The following is a 17,452-nucleotide window of genomic DNA, read 5'->3' on the forward strand; positions in this document are numbered from 1 at the left end:
TATAAATTCCGTTTGTATCCAACAGAAGACCAAGCACATCTTATGCGTAAAACCTTCGGTTGTGTACGTTTCGTGTATAACAGAATGTTAGCTGAACGGAAAGAAGCGTATAAAAAACATAAAGATGATAAGGATCAACTAAAGAAACAAAAGCTTCCCACTCCAGCAAAATACAAAGCAGAATTTGAGTGGTTAAAAGAAGTGGATTCATTAGCTTTGGCAAATGCTCAACTAAACTTGCAAACTGCCTATAAAAATTTCTTTCGTGGTCAAAATGACTTTCCAACATTCAAAAGCAAAAAAGACAGAAAGTCTTATACAACGAATGTAGTGAACGGAAATATTATGTTGCTTAACGGTCATATCAAATTGCCAAAACTGAAAATGGTACGTATTAAACAGCATAGAGAAATACCACAAGGCCATATAATCAAGTCATGTACGATTTCTATGACACCTACTGGTAAATACTATGTGTCCATTTTGACTGAATACGAAAAAGAGATCGTACAAAAAGAAGTAGAAACAGTTGTTGGATTAGACTTTGCGATGGATCAATTATACGTCAGTTCTGAGGATGAGAGAGCCAATTATCCTAAGTTCTATCGTGAAATGTTAGACCGATTAGCAAAGGCTCAACGAGTATTATCAAGACGTACAAAAGGTTCAGGGCGTTGGAATAAACAACGTATCCGTGTAGCTAAGCTGCATGAAAAAGTAGCAAACCAACGTAAGAACTTCCTTCATCATAAGTCTAAAGAGTTAGCTACTCATTTTGATGTTGTAGCTATTGAAGATCTAAATATGAAGGGAATATCGCAAGCACTTCATTTTGGAAAAAGCGTCGCTGATAATGCTTGGGGTATGTTCACTTCTTTCTTAGCTTATAAACTAAATGAGCAAGGCAAACAGCTTGTGAAAATAGACAAATGGTTTCCTTCCACAAAAACATGTAGCAGTTGTGGGAATGTGAAAAATATGTCATTGTCTGAGCGAGTCTATTCTTGTATATGCGGTGTAAATCTCGATAGAGATTATAACGCAGCTATCAATATCAAAAATGAAGCAATACGCCTATTGGCGTTAGCATAGATAGCAATAAAATAACCCTTGGAACAAGGGAGTTAGCTCGGCTGTCTTAGGACGAATTCGTTAGCTACCAAAAGTAACGACTAACCGAGAAGCCCCCACTTCAAACAGTCCGTTAGGACGTTAAGTGGCGGGTAGTTCACTCACCATAGGTACTAATGTCGGATCTTAGGTTAGAAAATAACTGGTAGATTTGCAAGGGAACGAATTTTACTATGGTTATAAATCAATTGATCCGCTTCGATTGCTAGGCGAAGATTAGGTAGCCGCTTTAACAAAGTGCCTAATGCAATTTGTCCTTCTAAACGCGCCAACGGAGCTCCTAAACAGTGATGTATACCAGCCCCAAAGGCTAAATGGTTATTCTCCTCCCGTGAAATATTTAATTCCTCTGGATAAGGAAATATGTTTGGATCAATATTTGCAGCAGTCAGGGAGAGTAGAACTAATTCGCCTTTACGAATCCTATTTCCATGTATTGTCACATCTTCACTAGCAAAACGGCTACTAAACATAACTGGGCCAGCATAGCGTAATAGTTCGTCGACAGCGGAAGGCAGCAGAGAAGGATTTTGCCCTAGTAAATTCATTTGTTCAGGATGTTGAAGTAACGCTAGTACACCATTACTAATTAGATTAACTGTCGTTTCATGTCCAGCGATAATGAGCAGCCAAATTGTCGAAAGAAGCTCGTTCTTACTCAACTTGTCTTCTTGTTCTTTTGCTTGAACTAGCGCGCTTATCAAATCATCACTAGGATTTAGGCGTTTTTCGTTAAACAATACTTCAATATAATTAATAAACTTTTCAAGTGTTGCTGTCACTGCAGTCCCTTGACCAGGATCCACTGAGGCGTTCATCAGTTCTTGTGTCCATGCGCGAAACTGATTTCGATCATTGGCGGGAATCCCAAGCATCTCTGAAATGACTATAATGGGTAGTGGGTAAGCAAAGTCTGCAATAATTTCCATCTTTCCTTGTTCCTGTACAACATCCAACAATTCGTCGGCAATTTGCTGAATACGAGGACGAAGGTCCTCAATCATACGTGGTGTGAAGGATTTAGAGACTAGCCGACGTAGGCGAGTATGATCAGGGGGATCTACCGTAAGCATATTCGGCATATTCATAAGCCATTCAAATAGCTTACTCACTGCTGTATTCTCCTCAATAGGATTCTGCTTATCACGAGGCGGTGTGAATTTTCGTAAATCTTTGATAAAACGGGAATCTTTCAAAATTGCAACCACATCATCATAGTGAAATGCAACCCATGCCCCTCCCATGCCATAAAAGTCATCAATGCGAAAGAAACGCTCTTGTTGCTCCATGAGGTTTTTATAGAACATAATGGGATTACGCATAGTTTCCGGCGAGTTCAAATCGTTAAAAGTTAGTTTTTTCATTAGTTTCCTCCTTATCAGTATAACTATTGAATGCTTTAACATTAACCCTAATCTTTACCGTACTATTCTATGACCGCTCATGTTACAAAAATGATATATCTAATTCATAGAACGATTCTGTTGCAATGTTTCTCAAGAAATCAATATAGATAAGGAAATATGACTAAATATTATGCAGGTATTAGGAATCAACATATCGTTAACAAGCAAAGATTTTGAAGTAACTCCATAATAAAAAAGTTCTGGAAGTCAAAACTCTACTGTTTTAAATATTTACATTCTCCCTTATTATAGCAACCGTTAGTACTAATCCAAGTTGACAGACATGTGACTTGACTCCTATGATAAAACTCAATTTGGTGAACAAGTATGATTTCGGATACATATCGGATGGATATTACATAAACTTGTGGATACATGGTTTTGGGATATAACTTGAACTACCCCCACTTTCACTTCGTTTAGAAGTGAGGGATTCCTAAGTAAAGAGTTCTATCGAACTCTAATTGGTTAGGCTAACCCCGCAGTCCTTGCGGTTAGAAGCCTTATTGCTTCATTCTTTATATTGATACTTGCGTTAATATCCCTATCATGGTGTGTACGACAAGAAGGACAGTCCCATTTACGTAGGTTCAGATTTTTAACGTCTTTGTTTTGATATCCACAACAAGAACATAATTGGCTAGAAGCAAATGTTTTCGATACGACAATGACTTGTTTGCCATACCATTTTGCTTTATATTCCAACATGGTTCGAAACTGTGACCAAGATACTTCACTAATTGCTTTTGCTAACTTATGATTCTTTAACATATTCGATACTTGCAAATCCTCTATACCGATAACATCGTGGCTTTTGATGATTTCAGTTGAGATTTTGTCTAAGTAATCTTTTCTAGCATTTGATATGTATTCATGAATTCTAGCTACTTTTACTCGTTGTTTATTCCAGCGAGAAGATCCTTTCATTCTTCTAGAAAGAACACGCTGTGCTTTCGCCAACTTATCTTCTAATGATCAGAAAAACTTCGGATTTTCATAGGGTGTTCCATCTGACAAAATGGCGAAATCTTTTAGTCCTACATCTATCCCAATGTAAGAATGTGTTTTCGGAAGTTCTTGCACTTCTGTTTCAACTAACAATAACACAAAGTATCTACCAGAAGGGTTGCGTCTAACCGTAGCATTTAAAATACGTCCTTGTACTTCACGACTTTTGGCAAATCGAACAAGACCTAGTTTTGGCAATTTTATTTTGTTTCCTACGACAGCAATGTTTTCATTTGTTTGTTTTGTGGTGTAAGATTGTACGTTGTTTTTCTTAGATTTGAAACGGGGGGCACTAGTTTGTTTTTTGAAAAAGCGTGTATAAGCATCCGCAAGGTTGCGAACAGACGACTGAATCGCAATACTATCCACTTCTTTGAGCCAAACAAATTCTTTTTTTATGGCAGGGAGTTTTGCAGAGCATGTACCATATGTCAAACCTTTCCCAGTTTCTTTGTATGCGTGATCCCATAGAGATAGGAAATGATTGAATACAAAACGAGAACAGCCAATTGTTTTATTAATTAGGGTTGCTTGTGTTTTATTTGGATAGATACGAAATTTATATGCTTTATTAATCATCATTCATTTCACCTCCATTTCGGCATGTGTCTATTATACAACAAACATACATTCGATAGATAGTGAAGTAACACTTTATGTATATCGAACAATTAAGATGGCTTCCTGCCATCTCTTGTCCGAAGCCAATTCATCTCCCACCTACTCACTTCGCATTCCTTGAGGAAGGAGTCTTCTTGGCTAAAATGATAAATTACGGAAACTGCAAGTAAATTCTCACCCTTAGTATGCGAATTTACTCGGTATTTTTATATAAAGTGCCATTAAAATAATGTCAGCATAAGAACCATCTTTGAACCTAATTTGGTTTATTTGCCTACCTTCTTCTCTAAATCCTAGTCTCTTGTATAAATTTATAGCCCGTTCATTGTTTGAAAATACATCCAGACATATCTTTTCTAATCCTTCTTGTTCTTTTGCCCATTCAATAAAATGGGATAGTAACTTTGTTCCAATACCCGCATTACCGAATTCTGGTTTGATCCCCATTCCAAATGAACCGGCATGGTGTAAACGCATATAGGAAGATCTAGAAAAAGATAAAAAACCGATGACTTGATCATTAAATTCTACTACTAATGTTAATCCTCCATTTTCTTGTCCTGTTTGTATCTTTTTTTGATAATCTTCTGCCTTTTCTTGCGGCTCTTCAGGTGATCGAAGAAAAAAGTTTGTCGTTTCAACAATCTTATGTTTTATCACAACTATTTCTCTTGCATCTTCTACTGTCGCTCTACGTATGTTCATCATATATTTTCTCCCCCTTTATTTCCCCTAAATAATAGCAAGTACTTAAACTAATTTAAAGAATTAATTTCCAAAAGACTTAAATTAACCTTAATAAGGGATAGTACCCCCATTGCCATCAACTTAAGAAATTGGTAGCTCCCCAAAACGAAGAAAATGAGTTGACTTCTCATAAATCACGGTAAAACAATAATTTTTTTGTTTTGGGGGCACTTCAAAATTTTAGCTTGGTGAGCATGTGGCGAGACCCCTAAAAGTAATAATCGTTACTTTGCTCTAATAAAAAGTCATATAAAAAAGAAACGAAGTCAATTTGACTTCGTTTCTTTTTCTGGAAACATCACAAAGTTTAATAAATTAATCGTAATGGTTTTGTGAAGAGAACTATATGGCATTCCCTTTTGTAATTTGGATGTATATAGCCTTCCCCAGTAATATAAACTTCTCTTAATCATGTCATGATTGTTATTCAACTGTATTTCTACATTTACCTTTGTTCCTGTATCTAATGTAGCGGAAATATCTAAAATCGATAATTTATCCTCTTCGTGTTCTCGGTGCAAGTGTGGATCTTCTAATTGTAACGAAACAATGGGCGATTCTAAAGAATCCTGTAATATAGCATTTAAAAAAGCAATGAGAATATCCTCATTTCCACTTGTACCAAATAATTGTTAAAACGAAAAATCAATGCGTAAATTCACTAATTGTTGGTTGGACATGGGTTTTCCTCTTCCCATCTCATATGATATTTTTCTTTCATTGTACATAAAAGAGTGATTCATATACAAATAAGCTCTTATATCTGTGGACATAAGAGCTTATTTGCTACCATACATAATTAACAGATTAGTTGGCTGTCATAGAAATTGAAAGGTTGCCTACTGTAAGGAAACTCACATTTAGTATACAAAATACGAACAAAAATGCCAATTCACAAATGTATTCAAGACAGTATATGACATTTGAAAAGTTGCTTCTAGATTTCTTTAAGAGCGTTTTTCATGAAACTTTACTTTTCACTTGTTTACGGGCTATCTTATGATAACGCCCATGCTTTACTACCTGTCTAGCATCAATTAACTCCTCTTCCATCATATCTGAAACCTCTACAACAATGGTATTCGTTAAAACTCTTACCACATATCCAGTTAATTGCAAGGAAGGATTCTTACGATAAGAAAATTGAACGCAATCACCAATTTTTACTTTTGCTGTATGTTTCATATAATAACCTCCTAAATTATAATTAATCATTCAGTAGATTTTTATGTTTTGTTTCTTCATACTGCTTAGCAAGTTTGTAAAACGAAGAACGTTTGATACCATATTTCTTCATGACTCCTACTGCTGTAATGCCACCAGACTTCCATTCTTTATAGGCTTCAATAAATTCGGCTGTAATTTCTACCGGAGGACGTCCTAACCGCTTACCTTTCCTTTTAGCTAGAGCAATACCCTCCACTTGTCGCTGTTTAATATCATGCCGTTCTTTTTCTGCAAAAGCAGATAAAATGGTAAGAGTTGCTTTCTGAATAGCACTTTGAATAACATCATTTGTACTCTTACCTGTGTAATTTACATTAATGAATGGTTCTTTTATAAATTGTAAATTAATCTCATGCTTTTCATAGTATCTGAATTCCTCTAGGACATCATTCATGCTCCTTCCTAGTCTAGTTAAAGAATCGAATACAATGGTATCACCTGTACGAGCAAGACGTTTTAACATTTGATAATTTTCGCGTTGAATATTTCTATCAGATTGTTTATCGATAAAAATATCTCGATCTTCTATCCCTAAATCTTTCATATTTCGAATTTGTCGTTCTTCATTTTGATCTTTACCGGAAACTCGTACATATCCAAATGTTTTATGTTTCATTTCATACACCTCATCAATAATTATAACAAAAATATCTGTAAATGTTCATGGAATATACAGACATCCGTAAAATTTAAAACCAACCTTTATAGACACACAAAATACTTCCCACATCTTCGAACACATATTAATAAAAACCCATTTATCTCATGTACACATACTGTGATTAATGGGTTTTATCAGTTTAACATTCTATATGTTTTGTAAAACTCATTTATTAAATAAAAAAATCCCTTCACGATTTGTGAAGGGGTCAGTATACATTGAAAGGGTACTTCCATTTTAATATGTAAAAGAAAAAACTCGTATTGATAAAATTAACCTTTTTGTTTTTTGCCGTTTTTAATTCTCTATAAAGAAACTGTAAGGATTACATTCATCCTATATAGAGTTTTTGTGTTTCTCATTAGACATGTATATTTGATAAAAAATACATGTCGCTCCTGCTATATTTAAAGGGCTTTTTTCTAATACAATAAGAAAAACAAAAAGAACTTGTAGAAATCACTACAAGTTCTTTTTGTTTTAAAGCGAGTACACGGGACACATAAATTATCTCATTATTCATAACGGGGAAACCATATTGATTACGGCTTGATTTCATTATATAACAAATATTAACATCCAGGGTTTTGATATTTGAAAATTATGTGAATTTACAATTAAAAATCCACCCTTCCTCTAAAAATTTATCGTTACAAGTTTTCTTAAGGTCTTTTCTTCATGAGAAGTAATTAACTTTTAAACTCTTTCTAATATTCAAAACCACTATTTGTAATCCAATCCATATTTTATTGATACCAATCTAGTTACAGCTATGCTACAATCCATATGAAATATTGCTTTTGGGAATGCAATTGCTATTATAATCGCAATTTATTTTCTGCAAACTGATTGGGTGTCAGCCCAAATTGCGGTTCTATTCCGCAGTCCTTAACAAATTGTTAAGGACTTTTTTTAGCATTTTCAAACAGAAGACTCCTTCCTCAAAAATGTGAAGGTGTGAAACACCAATTTTAGGTAGCGATGAGCGTCGGTTGGCATATAAAAGAATCCATGATAGTGCTTTTTCTAAATGAATATGTTACTCTTTAACGGCTGGTATTTATCATCGTAAGAAATCCAGTAACTTCATCAAAAAAATGCTCCTAGATTGATCTAGGAGCATTTTTTATGAAACATTATTTTTTATTTGCCTTTGATTCACTTTATTATAGTAACCGTGTTTTACTACTTGCCTAACATCATCTACTTCAAATCCCATTATCTCTGTAATATCTACAACAATTGTATTCTGTAGAACACTGACTACATATCCGGTTAATTCTAAATTAGGATTTTTACGATATAAAAATTGAACGTAATCCCCAATTGTTACTTCTGTTTTATGCTCCATTTGGTACCCCTGAATCATCCTTAATTATTCGTTAGGTTTCCCTTTTTTTACTTCTTTATACTGTTTAGCAAGTCTATAAAATGTAGAATATTTAATAACCTATTTCTCAATTGCTTCTACTACATTAATTGTATTGAAAAATTTTAGTTAGCAAATTAGAGATAAATACTTTATTATCATTTCTGCTATATTTAAAAATTTTCACTTTAAATACAATGAGGGGTATCACCAGCATTTTGGAAAATAACCACGCTAAGAATATGCAAGATATTATACAGTTTTTCTACTAATTCACGAATAAAAGAGGACCCTAAAACCTTGTCAGGATAGTAATGTATAGAAAAATGCATAGACCCATGGCACAAAAAAGGGGGTTCCCTTGTGAGAGTAGGGTTCCTCCTTTACTATTGCTACTGATAATGATACGTTATGTTAACTAGAGCTGTATGAGGTACACAGTTCAAAGAGCACGTTCACAGAAAAAACAAATTCATATATAAATCTTCCCAATATAGTAAATGAAAATGTACTATATTTATATTTTTATGTTGCTTTGAACTAATTTTAGTAATAAAATATTTACTAAAGGAGGGGTTTTAATGATTGAAAAGATTGCAAAAGAATACATTGCTTTGATACCAAATGTTTTTAACAGTTTTAGGGACTTAAACAAAAACCTTACAGAGTTATCACATATACAGAACCACGTAATTGAGTTTATATACATGCAACAAAGAGTATTAAATATTAAAGACATTAGTATTGGTTTAAATATAGCAAAGCAACAACTAACAAATGTTATCAAGGATCTAGAAATTAGAGGATATATTGAGAAAATTCCTGATACCAAAGATAAGCGAGCCTCTTTAATATCATTAACACCAGCAGGTAAGGAGGTTATAAATCAAAAATGGACTAAAATCTATCAAAACTTCAGTGGAAATTTAATGAAACTAAATAATGAAGAACAAACAGATTTAAATTTTGCTCTTCACAAAGTTAATGTATTGTTAAAAAAAATGGAGGAATAATAAATGGATCAAAGAAATCGAATTTCTATCTTGAGTTTAGGTGTAATTATTGGTGTACTACTTGGTTTAATCTTTAAAGATATGTATAAATGCCTGATTACAGGTATTGTTACAGCATCAGCAATTACAATTATGTTAAGTCAACAAGCTAAAAAAATAACTAAGGGATAGCATCATATCAGGATTATGCGAATTTACACCATTAATTTAAGCTCAATTTCTAGCCATTATAGTTTGAAATTGAGCTTATTTACATAATTCTCGAAGTCGGTAGTCAATAAATCTTTAAAAATATCTCTTATTCATCTCTACTAGAAATTTTTTTGTGATGGGAAACCCAGAACTTTCTCCTATAACCGAATCAATTCCACAATGAGGACATTCTGCTGTATCTTCTTCCTTTTCCCACCAATCTGTTATTTCTTTAGGATTAAATACTTTTAAGCAGTGGAAACAACCACATATAATATCCTTTTCTAAAAGTTTTCTATTACGAGAACAAAAACGATGTGCTTCCTCAAAATATTTTTCCATTGGTATCCCTCTTTTCGTGATTTTCTTCGATGCTTTACTTAGATTTTCCTTTGTATATCTTATACATAGGAGGTTAACATAACGTCTCATTATCGGGAGTCAATGTATTTTAGAAACTATCAAAAGCCCTCCAGTTTAATTGATCTGGAGGGCTCTTATGTTCACATAATCAAGTGTTATCGGAAGTAAATACATGTGTTTTACTTAACATTAGATAGATGAAATAAGGGAATTAAGCACTGATTTTAATTGTTCTTTCGTCGTAGGATTTAGGATTTCTGCTTTACTATTAATCTTGGTTCCTACGACACCAATTTGTAAAGTGCTTTCTTTTGGGATATTTGCTTCAATCATTTGTAATGTGAGCATTATTGATTCATGTGCTTTATCTCCACCTGTAATACGTGAAGAAGCACTAATAACAGCTACTGGCTTATTCATAAACTCTCCCGATGATACAACCCAATCAAGAGCATTTTTTAGAACTCCTGGAACTCCCCTCGCATACTCAGGGGTACAAATTATTACACCATCAGCTAGTTTAAGTTGTTCACGTAAGTCCTTAACTGAAGCAGGAGGATCATCTGTATCTGCTTCAGGACTAAAGTATGGGAGATGTTCTAATCCTTCATAAAATTGAAAATCAATATTTTCGGATTTCAGATTAGAAATAGCATATAAAACGTTTGTATTAGAGGAATTCTTCCGTAGACTTCCTGAAATAGCGAGTATTTTTATTCTGTTTTCATTCATAGTATCATCCATTCTATTTACAAATTTGATTTTTAGATTTCGACTTTTTTCAAATTTCTTAATATTCCACCTTTCATAATCATACTGTTTTTGAAATGTCCTGTTCAACTAATTTGCTCCATCAGTTGAATAAAGAACCCTGTATATTTTATACATGTCAAATTTACATAACGTTCTATTATCAGTAGCAAGAAAAAAGACGTCCCTCTACTCTCACAAAGGAAACTCCTTTTGTGTTCTATCTACCTATATAATTTTTTATACATCCCTATTATAGTGCGCCTTTAATCAATAGTAAGAGGATATATATCTATGCGCTCTTATTACTAATTGGCATTAGAATTGCTGCTCCCACAAGCAGAATATCTGAAAGACACTCATATAAGAGTGTCTCTTCTTTATGCAAAAAATTATTTTTAAACAAAAACTCTTTATAAAAGAACGTAAGTTCGTATATAATAAGAACAAACGTTCTTATTATTTAGGGAGGAATAACAGTGTATGACTATTCTATCTTACCGAATAGAATCATCTTATGTGTGGATTTACGAAGCTTTTACGCTTCAGTAAGTTGCATCAAAATGGGGTTAGATCCTATGTATACAAAATTGGCAGTAGTCGGTGATGTAAATAGAAACGGTTCAATCGTTCTAGCTGCCACTTCACCATTAAAAGCATTAGGTGTAAAAAAGATGGCCAGATTATACGAGATTCCTCGCAGAAAAGACATTCTTGTTGTAAATCCAATTATGGGTACTTACATAAATTGCTCCAATTACATAACAAAGCTAGCTTTGCAGTACGTTCCTATTGAGGATTTTCACCAATATTCCATCGACGAGTTCTTCATGGATATTACAGATAGTATTCATTTATTTGCTAATGATCCCTATGAGTTTGCGTTGAAATTTAAACGTGAAATATATGCGAAAACACGGATCGAATGCACAATAGGAATTGGCCCTAACCCTTTAATGAGCAAAGTTGCCCTAGACATTGAAGCTAAGAAAAACAAAGATGGAATTGCTTTTTGGCAGTACGAGGATATACCTACAAAACTATGGAGCATACGCCCCCTTAATAAATTTTGGGGCATATCATATAAAACAGAAGAAAAGTTAAATAGAAAGGGAATATACTCTATTGGAGATTTAGCCAATTATCCCCTTAAATACTTAAAACAGAGCTTTGGCAAGATTGGGGAAGAATTACACTTACATAGCCACGGAATCGACTTTAGTCGCATTTCAGAAAAATATGTTCCTGCCACAACTTCTGTTGGAAAAAGCCAAATTTTAATGCGTGACTACACGATAGAAGAATTTCCGATTATTCTATTGGAACATATAGAAGAAGTTTGTTATCGGCTTAGAAGACAAAATAAGCTTGCTCAAACCATTCATTTTTCTGTCGGTTATAGCAAGAGTTATAACGGTGGTATTAGAAAAACACATACTTTAAGTCGTCCAACTAACCTAACAATGGATATTTATAAGATTTGTACATACTTTTTACATCAACAATATACTGGCGAACCCATTCGCAACATAAACATATCCTTAACAAACCTCCTTCAAGAAGGAGAAGAACAAATTTCTCTTTTTGATAACATAACGCAGCGAGAACAAGAAGTAAAATTAACAAAAGTAATGGATGAAATACGCACAAGGTTTGGGAAGAACAGTATATTGCGGGGAATTTCCTACACGCATAGCGCTACAGCTAGATATAGAAATACACTAATAGGGGGACACAAATCATGAATAACGCTAATATGCCAAAAGGAAGAAAAATGGTCAAGTGGACTCCGTTCGCTGCATTAACATCTCAATTTGATGGGATACGTGAAATGATTAAGGAACAAAACAAAGTAACCCGTCCGATTTTAACAACTGAGGAAAAAGAACGAATTGAAAACATGCTATTATGTTCCTTAGTATCTGAAGAAGAAATAATGATTACATATTATGAGGATGGTTATTTACTCACTAGTTATATGACCGTTGTTGATATTGATCCTTCAAATAGCGCTATTATATGCGCGGATGCTTTTTATAATAAGATGAAACTGCAATTTTCTAACATAATAGATGTTAAATAAAGTGAATTGATGCAATCACGTTTGGATTATTAAAAAGGAGTGTAAAAATGCAAGGGCATCAGATAAGAAAGAACGCCGCAGGAGCAATTATTCATAATAATATTAATAGCTATCCCTTTCTAAATATACCTATGATTATTAATAAGAAAGACGGAATTATTTATGAGATGTTAAGCGCTGGTTTTCAGGCTAATGATGCAGTAGCAATGATAACAACGGATGGTTTTGCTACACCCAGGGGAAATGCACCAATCGTAACAGCAAAAAACAATTAAACTAGATAAAACAGCTACTGTGCTAAACATCAGTTTAGACATAACAATAATATGGCCGCCTAATCATAAAATGGTTCCGATTACAGCTACAATTCATGCTTCTGATGGTACATCAGGAATCAATTCAGTAGTGTTAACATCCATTACCAGCAATGAAACACTTCAATCTGATGATATTCGGAATGCAAATTATAATAAACCTATTAGTGGGTCCACTGACTCCTTTAGTCTTCGTGCAGATAGACTGGGAAGTGGAAATGGACGTATATACACTGTGACATACACTGCTATGGACAATACAGGGAATGTTACAACTAAAATAGCTACTGTAACGGTTCCTCATGATCGATCAAAATAAATTAAGTAGAAGGGTTCCTATCCTATACCTCTCATACAATCTTAGATACCGTTCTTATTGAGGTCCCGCCCCATCGCTATCAAGCTAAGATGTTGCGGTACCCCAATAAAGGTGCAGATTCAATCATATTTAGTGCATCTGCACCTTCAATTTTTTAGTTATCTTTTTTATGAATTTATTTTTGTACATATGCGTTTTATATAGAAATTTCTAATAATAAGGAAGTAAATAAATTGAATACAAAAAAAACTTACTAATACAACAATTGAGCTTTGAATAACGGACATTTCCCTACTTATGGTTTGTCCTAATTGATGCAAAGTTAGAAATGCAAAACTGCTGTGAATCATAGCTACTACAATGGGTAAGAAAAATAATATCATCATTTGTGTTGTTATAATTTTCTTTAACTCTTTTTGACTTAAACCTAATTTTGAAATCATTTGATACTGCTCTTGATCACGTTTTAAATCAGTAAATAGACGGAAATATAAAAAACTTATTGCAAATGCGAAGAATACAACTCCCACCAATATACTTGTAATAGAAAGCAATCCATTTTGTTGTTTTAGTTCAAGCCATTTCAAACTCAAAGATGAAAAAGTATAAGAATCGTCTAATTTCGTACCAACAGATTTCATAAGATTTTTCGAAACTGCAGTTGTTTCAGGCCAATTTTTTATAATAAAACCGTATATAGTGTAATCTTGCGAGATAGCAACATCTACAGTTTTAATATTTAGGACTTCATTGTAAACAGCATCAGAGATAATAACAGTTTTAGCAAGCATCTCTTTTAATTCTGGGATAGTTAATGTTTTTTGAACAGTAACTGGTACTTCTAGTTCACCATGCCTTAACACAAAAGGTTTTAGATCCTCTACACTTTTGTGTTTTTTCATTGGTAGTATAACGATACTTTCATTTTCATTTGTTAATTTTTCTATTTCATATCCTAGTGTTTTAGCGTATTCATTATACGTAGAAAGATTAATTAATCTAATGTCATTCTGTGTTATTTTAAATTTTGCTGTTGCAAGTTTATAAGGAAATCCAGATTCTTCTAATTGTGTTTTTATCTCTTCAATATGAGATTTTTCTAGTGGATTTCCCCAATCCGATCTATAGGTAAATGCAAATGGGGTCTCATTTTTTGCTAATTCAGGATTTCCGATAGCTGTACAAGCTCCAATTGCTGTAAAAGATACCGCAGATATAATTGTAACCATAAAGAACGTTCTCGCATTATCTTTCATTCGGAACGCTAATTCTGAAATAACAAGGAGATTGGTTCTTTTAAAGAATGTAGTTTCTCTATTTTTTAAATTGTATATCACATATAGACAAAATTGATGAAAGAAAATATAAGTTCCGAATATAATAAGCGTGACCCCTGATCCAACGATCAGTAATACTTCATTCCCACTCATATAATTAATTGCGATTGCATCGATACTGTAGTGGACAGAAGTGTAGCCTGCTCCAATTAAGATTATAGCCAACAAAGATAGCCAAGCAGACACTTCAGGTTGAGGTTTTGGTTTTTCTTCTGATTTTATGAGTTCTACAAGCTCATTCATTTTCACCATTTTTGATGTAAACAAAGAAATAAGTAGAAATAAGATAAAAAAGCATAGAGCTGTTACTCCAATAGCCTTTAATGGAAAATAAAATGGTAACCTATGCTCTACTGCCAATAAAGACCCACTAACTAGTAAAAATAATTTAGAAAAAACCATCCCAAGTCCAATACCCACTAGTATAGAAGGGATTCCAATCAACATGTTTTCGAAAAAAATTAATCGATAAAACTGTTTATGAGACATTCCATGTAACATTAATAATCCAAACTCTTTTGTTCTATTTTTTAAAAATGCGCTAACAGAATAGAAAATAAATAAGAAAGAGAAAACAAAAATTAAGTAATACGATAGTTGAAATCCTATTTTCCCAAATGTGCTCATTATAGTACTTACATGAGTCAGTTCGCTTTTTAGATTTGGATGAAAGAAAAGTAGACCATAAGTAAAGAAAATCATTACCGCAAATATGCTACTAAAAAAATACCCAAAGTATATTCGTTTATTCCGTATAATATTATTAAATGCTAGCTGTCGAAAAGTCATTTTTACTCCCTCCTAACATAGAAAAACTGTCCATAATATTTTTATAAAGTAATGGACAATTGTCATTGTGAAAATTTCATTATATAACTGTCCACCATTGTTGCCTTTTCTTCTATATTTAATTGTGTTAATATCTCCATTACATCTTAAGAGAGTTTAGTATCAAAATTCCCTGTTAGCTCATCGGTAAGAATCAATTTAGGAGAATGAATAAGTGCACAGACAATCGCTGTTCGCTGTGCTTGTCCTCCTGATATTTCATATGCTCGTTTATTTATTCTTTTCACATTCAGGTCATCTAATACGAGCGGAAGAACCATCTTCTCTTTTTACTGTTAATGTATACATGAGATTGGCATATAAATGCAGTTTCGTCTATTATAGGTACACCCTAATCATCCATCCATTAGCTACTGAAAACACTTTGTTCCAACTGTATGATTAGGATGTATGATAATAAGTTGAAAAGTGGTAAAGAAATCCGTAATCACAAGTGCGTTTTAAAAAAAATGTATAAATAATATTCAAAATTACATATACCTTGGCCGTACCCGTGTCTGCGAAATAAAGCTAAATTATTGGTAGAAAGTTAATACGGATTTTTACTATTAATTAATATACTCCCTGATGTTGGCAAATCAACAGTAGAAATCATATTCAATAACGTTGTTTTTCCACTACAAGAAAGGCCCATAATCCCAACAAATTCTCTTCTATGATTGTTAAATTCACATTTAAAAGTGCTGTATGCGAAACTTTACCTGTGTATTCTTTACTAAGATCTTTTACTTTTACTATATTCAAAGGATAAATCCCCTCCAAATTTACAAATTAAAAATGAGAGTTGATAGATGATGTCCCCTTCTCTTTAAATCGTTTCCGTACCCTTGCATGCACTATACAAACAAAGGCGAAGTCTTCAAAACAGACTCCGCCTTTCCCATGTATCATGGATTACAGCCAGTACTAGTAGTCTCATATTATTCCCTTGCGGAAATAGGTTGAGACCAAGTATCTTCGTCATTATCATTTACATGTACCTCAAAGACATATATAGGTTGAGAGAAACCTTTTGTATCAGTGTAGTAATCTATATTATATTTTGTAATGAATAATGTATCGCCTGCATTGAAAGATCCTATAGGTTCGAATTCTCCTTGTTTCAGTTTTTGAAATGCTTCCTTTGGAGAAAGAATTTCGACATCTCGAACAGGTGATTTTTTAGTAACGGAATCTTTGTAAACAGGTTTTTTTTCCCTTTCTTCTTTTAACTCTATTGATGTTTTTATCGTAACGTGAGACATATCTATTTTTGTATTGGGATCAATAGGCATATTTCCAAATTCTTTCATATGGTACGAAATAATTATTCCGAATGCGATGAGAATTACTGTAATAGGAAGGAATAAATATTTCATCATCTGTGTATGCGTTTCTTTTTTCTTCAACAATATAAGAACTATGTTTAACACAGAATACCCTAGCATCATTCCTAAAATATTATGGAGTAAATCAACCAGTTCCATACTTCCACGTTGCATTGTAAATTCAAGTATTTCAATTAATAAACTTGTTATAATTGCGCTGGTTAACATCCATTTTACTTTTTGAAAAACATTACTAAATAAAGGGAATAAAACTCCTAATGGAAAAAGCATACCAATATTCACAATGATATGGAAAAAAGAAGAAAATGAAAAGGTATTCCATGCTTTTTTATAAACACTAAGTACATCAAAGTCAATTGTTCTTGCATAAGCTATATCATCTGAACGACCAAATGAAGTAGCTGATAATGCAAGAGAATAATATCCTATTATTAATATCAATAATATAATTTGTTGTACGGTAAACTTTTTTTCACCTTTACATACCTTTTTATATACTACAAAATAGCTAAAAATAAGTATAAGAAGGAACAAAAATGTGAGTTGTATCGTAGGAATTGCAAAACTAACGAATAGTTCGGAAATAATGTTCATTTTAAACCTCTGTGTTTTTTATTTTTTTCTGACAGAAGACTCCTTCCTCAAAAATGTGAGGGTGTGCAACACTAATTTTAGATGGAAGATGAATGTCGGTTGGCCTAAGTCAATCTGTTCGCCACGATATACTGGTACAA

16 protein-coding genes and 4 pseudogenes are annotated in these 17,452 nt (G+C 33.2%); 7 read left to right on the forward strand and 13 right to left on the reverse strand.

The features are described 5' to 3' along the window. The coding region (locus tag ACTFP3_RS26755) for an RNA-guided endonuclease TnpB family protein (protein WP_440011703.1) at positions 1–1,092 on the forward strand (1,092 nt) is incomplete at its 5' end. Positions 1,093–1,262: 170 nt separating this feature from the next. Here the strand turns inward: ACTFP3_RS26755 and ACTFP3_RS26760 are convergent. The 7 genes and pseudogenes from ACTFP3_RS26760 to ACTFP3_RS26790 all read right to left on the reverse strand — a co-directional run bounded on the left by ACTFP3_RS26760 (position 1,263) and on the right by ACTFP3_RS26790 (position 8,152). Continuing rightward, complete coding sequence (locus ACTFP3_RS26760; protein WP_440011705.1) at positions 1,263–2,495, reverse strand: cytochrome P450 family protein; 1,233 nt, start codon at positions 2,493–2,495, stop codon at positions 1,263–1,265. 510 nt (positions 2,496–3,005) lie between these two features. Further along, positions 3,006–4,127, reverse strand: a pseudogene (tnpB, locus tag ACTFP3_RS26765) (IS200/IS605 family element RNA-guided endonuclease TnpB). A gap of 219 nt (positions 4,128–4,346) precedes the next feature. Further along, complete coding sequence (locus ACTFP3_RS26770; protein ID WP_427263747.1) at positions 4,347–4,874, reverse strand: N-acetyltransferase family protein; 528 nt, start codon at positions 4,872–4,874, stop codon at positions 4,347–4,349. Between the two features lie 320 nt (positions 4,875–5,194). Further along, a pseudogene (locus ACTFP3_RS26775) lies at positions 5,195–5,593 on the reverse strand (Rpn family recombination-promoting nuclease/putative transposase); the annotation flags it as partial. Between the two features lie 280 nt (positions 5,594–5,873). Next, entirely contained in the window at positions 5,874–6,098 is a 225-nt protein-coding gene (locus ACTFP3_RS26780) for a DUF2187 family protein (protein WP_000683046.1), read from the reverse strand. Between the two features lie 22 nt (positions 6,099–6,120). Continuing rightward, on the reverse strand, positions 6,121–6,756 hold the full coding sequence (locus ACTFP3_RS26785) for a recombinase family protein (RefSeq protein WP_098294966.1): 636 nt from the start codon (positions 6,754–6,756) through the stop codon (positions 6,121–6,123). Between the two features lie 1,171 nt (positions 6,757–7,927). Continuing rightward, on the reverse strand, positions 7,928–8,152 hold the full coding sequence (locus tag ACTFP3_RS26790; RefSeq protein WP_000400416.1) for a DUF2187 family protein: 225 nt from the start codon (positions 8,150–8,152) through the stop codon (positions 7,928–7,930). A 599-nt stretch (positions 8,153–8,751) separates the two neighbouring features. Between ACTFP3_RS26790 and ACTFP3_RS26795 the strand changes: the two genes are divergently transcribed. Both ACTFP3_RS26795 and ACTFP3_RS26800 read left to right on the forward strand, forming a co-directional pair. Next, complete coding sequence (locus tag ACTFP3_RS26795) at positions 8,752–9,183, forward strand: MarR family winged helix-turn-helix transcriptional regulator (RefSeq protein WP_149214596.1); 432 nt, start codon at positions 8,752–8,754, stop codon at positions 9,181–9,183. Between the two features lie 3 nt (positions 9,184–9,186). Further along, complete coding sequence (locus ACTFP3_RS26800; RefSeq protein WP_179951845.1) at positions 9,187–9,354, forward strand: hypothetical protein; 168 nt, start codon at positions 9,187–9,189, stop codon at positions 9,352–9,354. A gap of 114 nt (positions 9,355–9,468) precedes the next feature. Here ACTFP3_RS26800 and ACTFP3_RS26805 read toward each other — a convergent pair whose 3' ends face one another. Further along, complete coding sequence (locus ACTFP3_RS26805; RefSeq protein ID WP_221818466.1) at positions 9,469–9,717, reverse strand: cytoplasmic protein; 249 nt, start codon at positions 9,715–9,717, stop codon at positions 9,469–9,471. A gap of 210 nt (positions 9,718–9,927) precedes the next feature. Beyond that, positions 9,928–10,482 carry an NADPH-dependent FMN reductase gene (locus tag ACTFP3_RS26810; protein ID WP_440011709.1) on the reverse strand — a complete coding sequence of 185 codons (555 nt, stop codon included), beginning with the start codon at positions 10,480–10,482 and terminating at the stop codon, positions 9,928–9,930. A gap of 485 nt (positions 10,483–10,967) precedes the next feature. Here ACTFP3_RS26810 and ACTFP3_RS26815 point away from each other — a divergent pair, with 485 nt between their 5' ends. From ACTFP3_RS26815 to ACTFP3_RS26830, 4 genes and pseudogenes are all read left to right on the forward strand, one after another. Beyond that, entirely contained in the window at positions 10,968–12,233 is a 1,266-nt protein-coding gene (locus tag ACTFP3_RS26815; protein WP_440011711.1) for a Y-family DNA polymerase, read from the forward strand. Then, positions 12,230–12,571, forward strand: coding sequence for a YolD-like family protein (locus ACTFP3_RS26820; RefSeq protein WP_427263749.1), 342 nt, complete (start codon positions 12,230–12,232; stop codon positions 12,569–12,571). Before ACTFP3_RS26815 ends, ACTFP3_RS26820 begins: the two co-directional genes overlap by 4 nt. A 47-nt stretch (positions 12,572–12,618) precedes the next feature. Further along, a pseudogene (locus ACTFP3_RS26825) lies at positions 12,619–12,843 on the forward strand (hypothetical protein); the annotation flags it as partial. A gap of 73 nt (positions 12,844–12,916) precedes the next feature. Further along, complete coding sequence (locus ACTFP3_RS26830) at positions 12,917–13,204, forward strand: hypothetical protein (protein ID WP_440011713.1); 288 nt, start codon at positions 12,917–12,919, stop codon at positions 13,202–13,204. Positions 13,205–13,371: 167 nt separating this feature from the next. On the opposite strand, the gene ACTFP3_RS26835 is transcribed toward ACTFP3_RS26830, so the two are convergent. The 4 genes and pseudogenes from ACTFP3_RS26835 to ACTFP3_RS26850 all read right to left on the reverse strand — a co-directional run bounded on the left by ACTFP3_RS26835 (position 13,372) and on the right by ACTFP3_RS26850 (position 17,312). Next, complete coding sequence (locus ACTFP3_RS26835; protein WP_440011715.1) at positions 13,372–15,330, reverse strand: FtsX-like permease family protein; 1,959 nt, start codon at positions 15,328–15,330, stop codon at positions 13,372–13,374. A gap of 146 nt (positions 15,331–15,476) precedes the next feature. Continuing rightward, positions 15,477–15,650: an ATP-binding cassette domain-containing protein gene (locus ACTFP3_RS26840; protein WP_440011717.1), complete on the reverse strand. Its 174-nt coding sequence runs from the start codon at positions 15,648–15,650 to the stop codon at positions 15,477–15,479. Positions 15,651–15,922: 272 nt separating this feature from the next. Next, positions 15,923–16,134, reverse strand: a pseudogene (locus ACTFP3_RS26845) (ATP-binding cassette domain-containing protein); the annotation flags it as partial. A gap of 176 nt (positions 16,135–16,310) precedes the next feature. Continuing rightward, on the reverse strand, positions 16,311–17,312 hold the full coding sequence (locus tag ACTFP3_RS26850; protein WP_440011718.1) for a VanZ family protein: 1,002 nt from the start codon (positions 17,310–17,312) through the stop codon (positions 16,311–16,313). Positions 17,313–17,452: the final 140 nt, after the last annotated feature.

The organism is Bacillus cereus group sp. MYBK5-2, from assembly GCF_051915685.1.
In the GTDB taxonomy this organism is placed as follows: Bacteria; Bacillota; Bacilli; order Bacillales; family Bacillaceae_G; genus Bacillus_A; species Bacillus_A cereus.

Excerpts from the sequence above, each read along its gene's own strand:
- ACTFP3_RS26760 (WP_440011705.1), bottom strand. The coding sequence starts at position 2,495 with ATGAAAAAACTAACTTTTAACGATTTGAACTCGCCGGAAACTATGCGT.
- ACTFP3_RS26770 (WP_427263747.1), bottom strand. The coding sequence starts at position 4,874 with ATGATGAACATACGTAGAGCGACAGTAGAAGATGCAAGAGAAATAGTT.
- ACTFP3_RS26780 (WP_000683046.1), bottom strand. The coding sequence starts at position 6,098 with ATGAAACATACAGCAAAAGTAAAAATTGGTGATTGCGTTCAATTTTCT.
- ACTFP3_RS26785 (WP_098294966.1), bottom strand. The coding sequence starts at position 6,756 with ATGAAACATAAAACATTTGGATATGTACGAGTTTCCGGTAAAGATCAA.
- ACTFP3_RS26790 (WP_000400416.1), bottom strand. The coding sequence starts at position 8,152 with ATGGAGCATAAAACAGAAGTAACAATTGGGGATTACGTTCAATTTTTA.
- ACTFP3_RS26795 (WP_149214596.1), top strand. The coding sequence starts at position 8,752 with ATGATTGAAAAGATTGCAAAAGAATACATTGCTTTGATACCAAATGTT.
- ACTFP3_RS26800 (WP_179951845.1), top strand. The coding sequence starts at position 9,187 with ATGGATCAAAGAAATCGAATTTCTATCTTGAGTTTAGGTGTAATTATT.
- ACTFP3_RS26805 (WP_221818466.1), bottom strand. The coding sequence starts at position 9,717 with ATGGAAAAATATTTTGAGGAAGCACATCGTTTTTGTTCTCGTAATAGA.
- ACTFP3_RS26810 (WP_440011709.1), bottom strand. The coding sequence starts at position 10,482 with ATGGATGATACTATGAATGAAAACAGAATAAAAATACTCGCTATTTCA.
- ACTFP3_RS26820 (WP_427263749.1), top strand. The coding sequence starts at position 12,230 with ATGAATAACGCTAATATGCCAAAAGGAAGAAAAATGGTCAAGTGGACT.
- ACTFP3_RS26830 (WP_440011713.1), top strand. The coding sequence starts at position 12,917 with ATGGTTCCGATTACAGCTACAATTCATGCTTCTGATGGTACATCAGGA.
- ACTFP3_RS26835 (WP_440011715.1), bottom strand. The coding sequence starts at position 15,330 with ATGACTTTTCGACAGCTAGCATTTAATAATATTATACGGAATAAACGA.
- ACTFP3_RS26840 (WP_440011717.1), bottom strand. The coding sequence starts at position 15,650 with ATGGTTCTTCCGCTCGTATTAGATGACCTGAATGTGAAAAGAATAAAT.
- ACTFP3_RS26850 (WP_440011718.1), bottom strand. The coding sequence starts at position 17,312 with ATGAACATTATTTCCGAACTATTCGTTAGTTTTGCAATTCCTACGATA.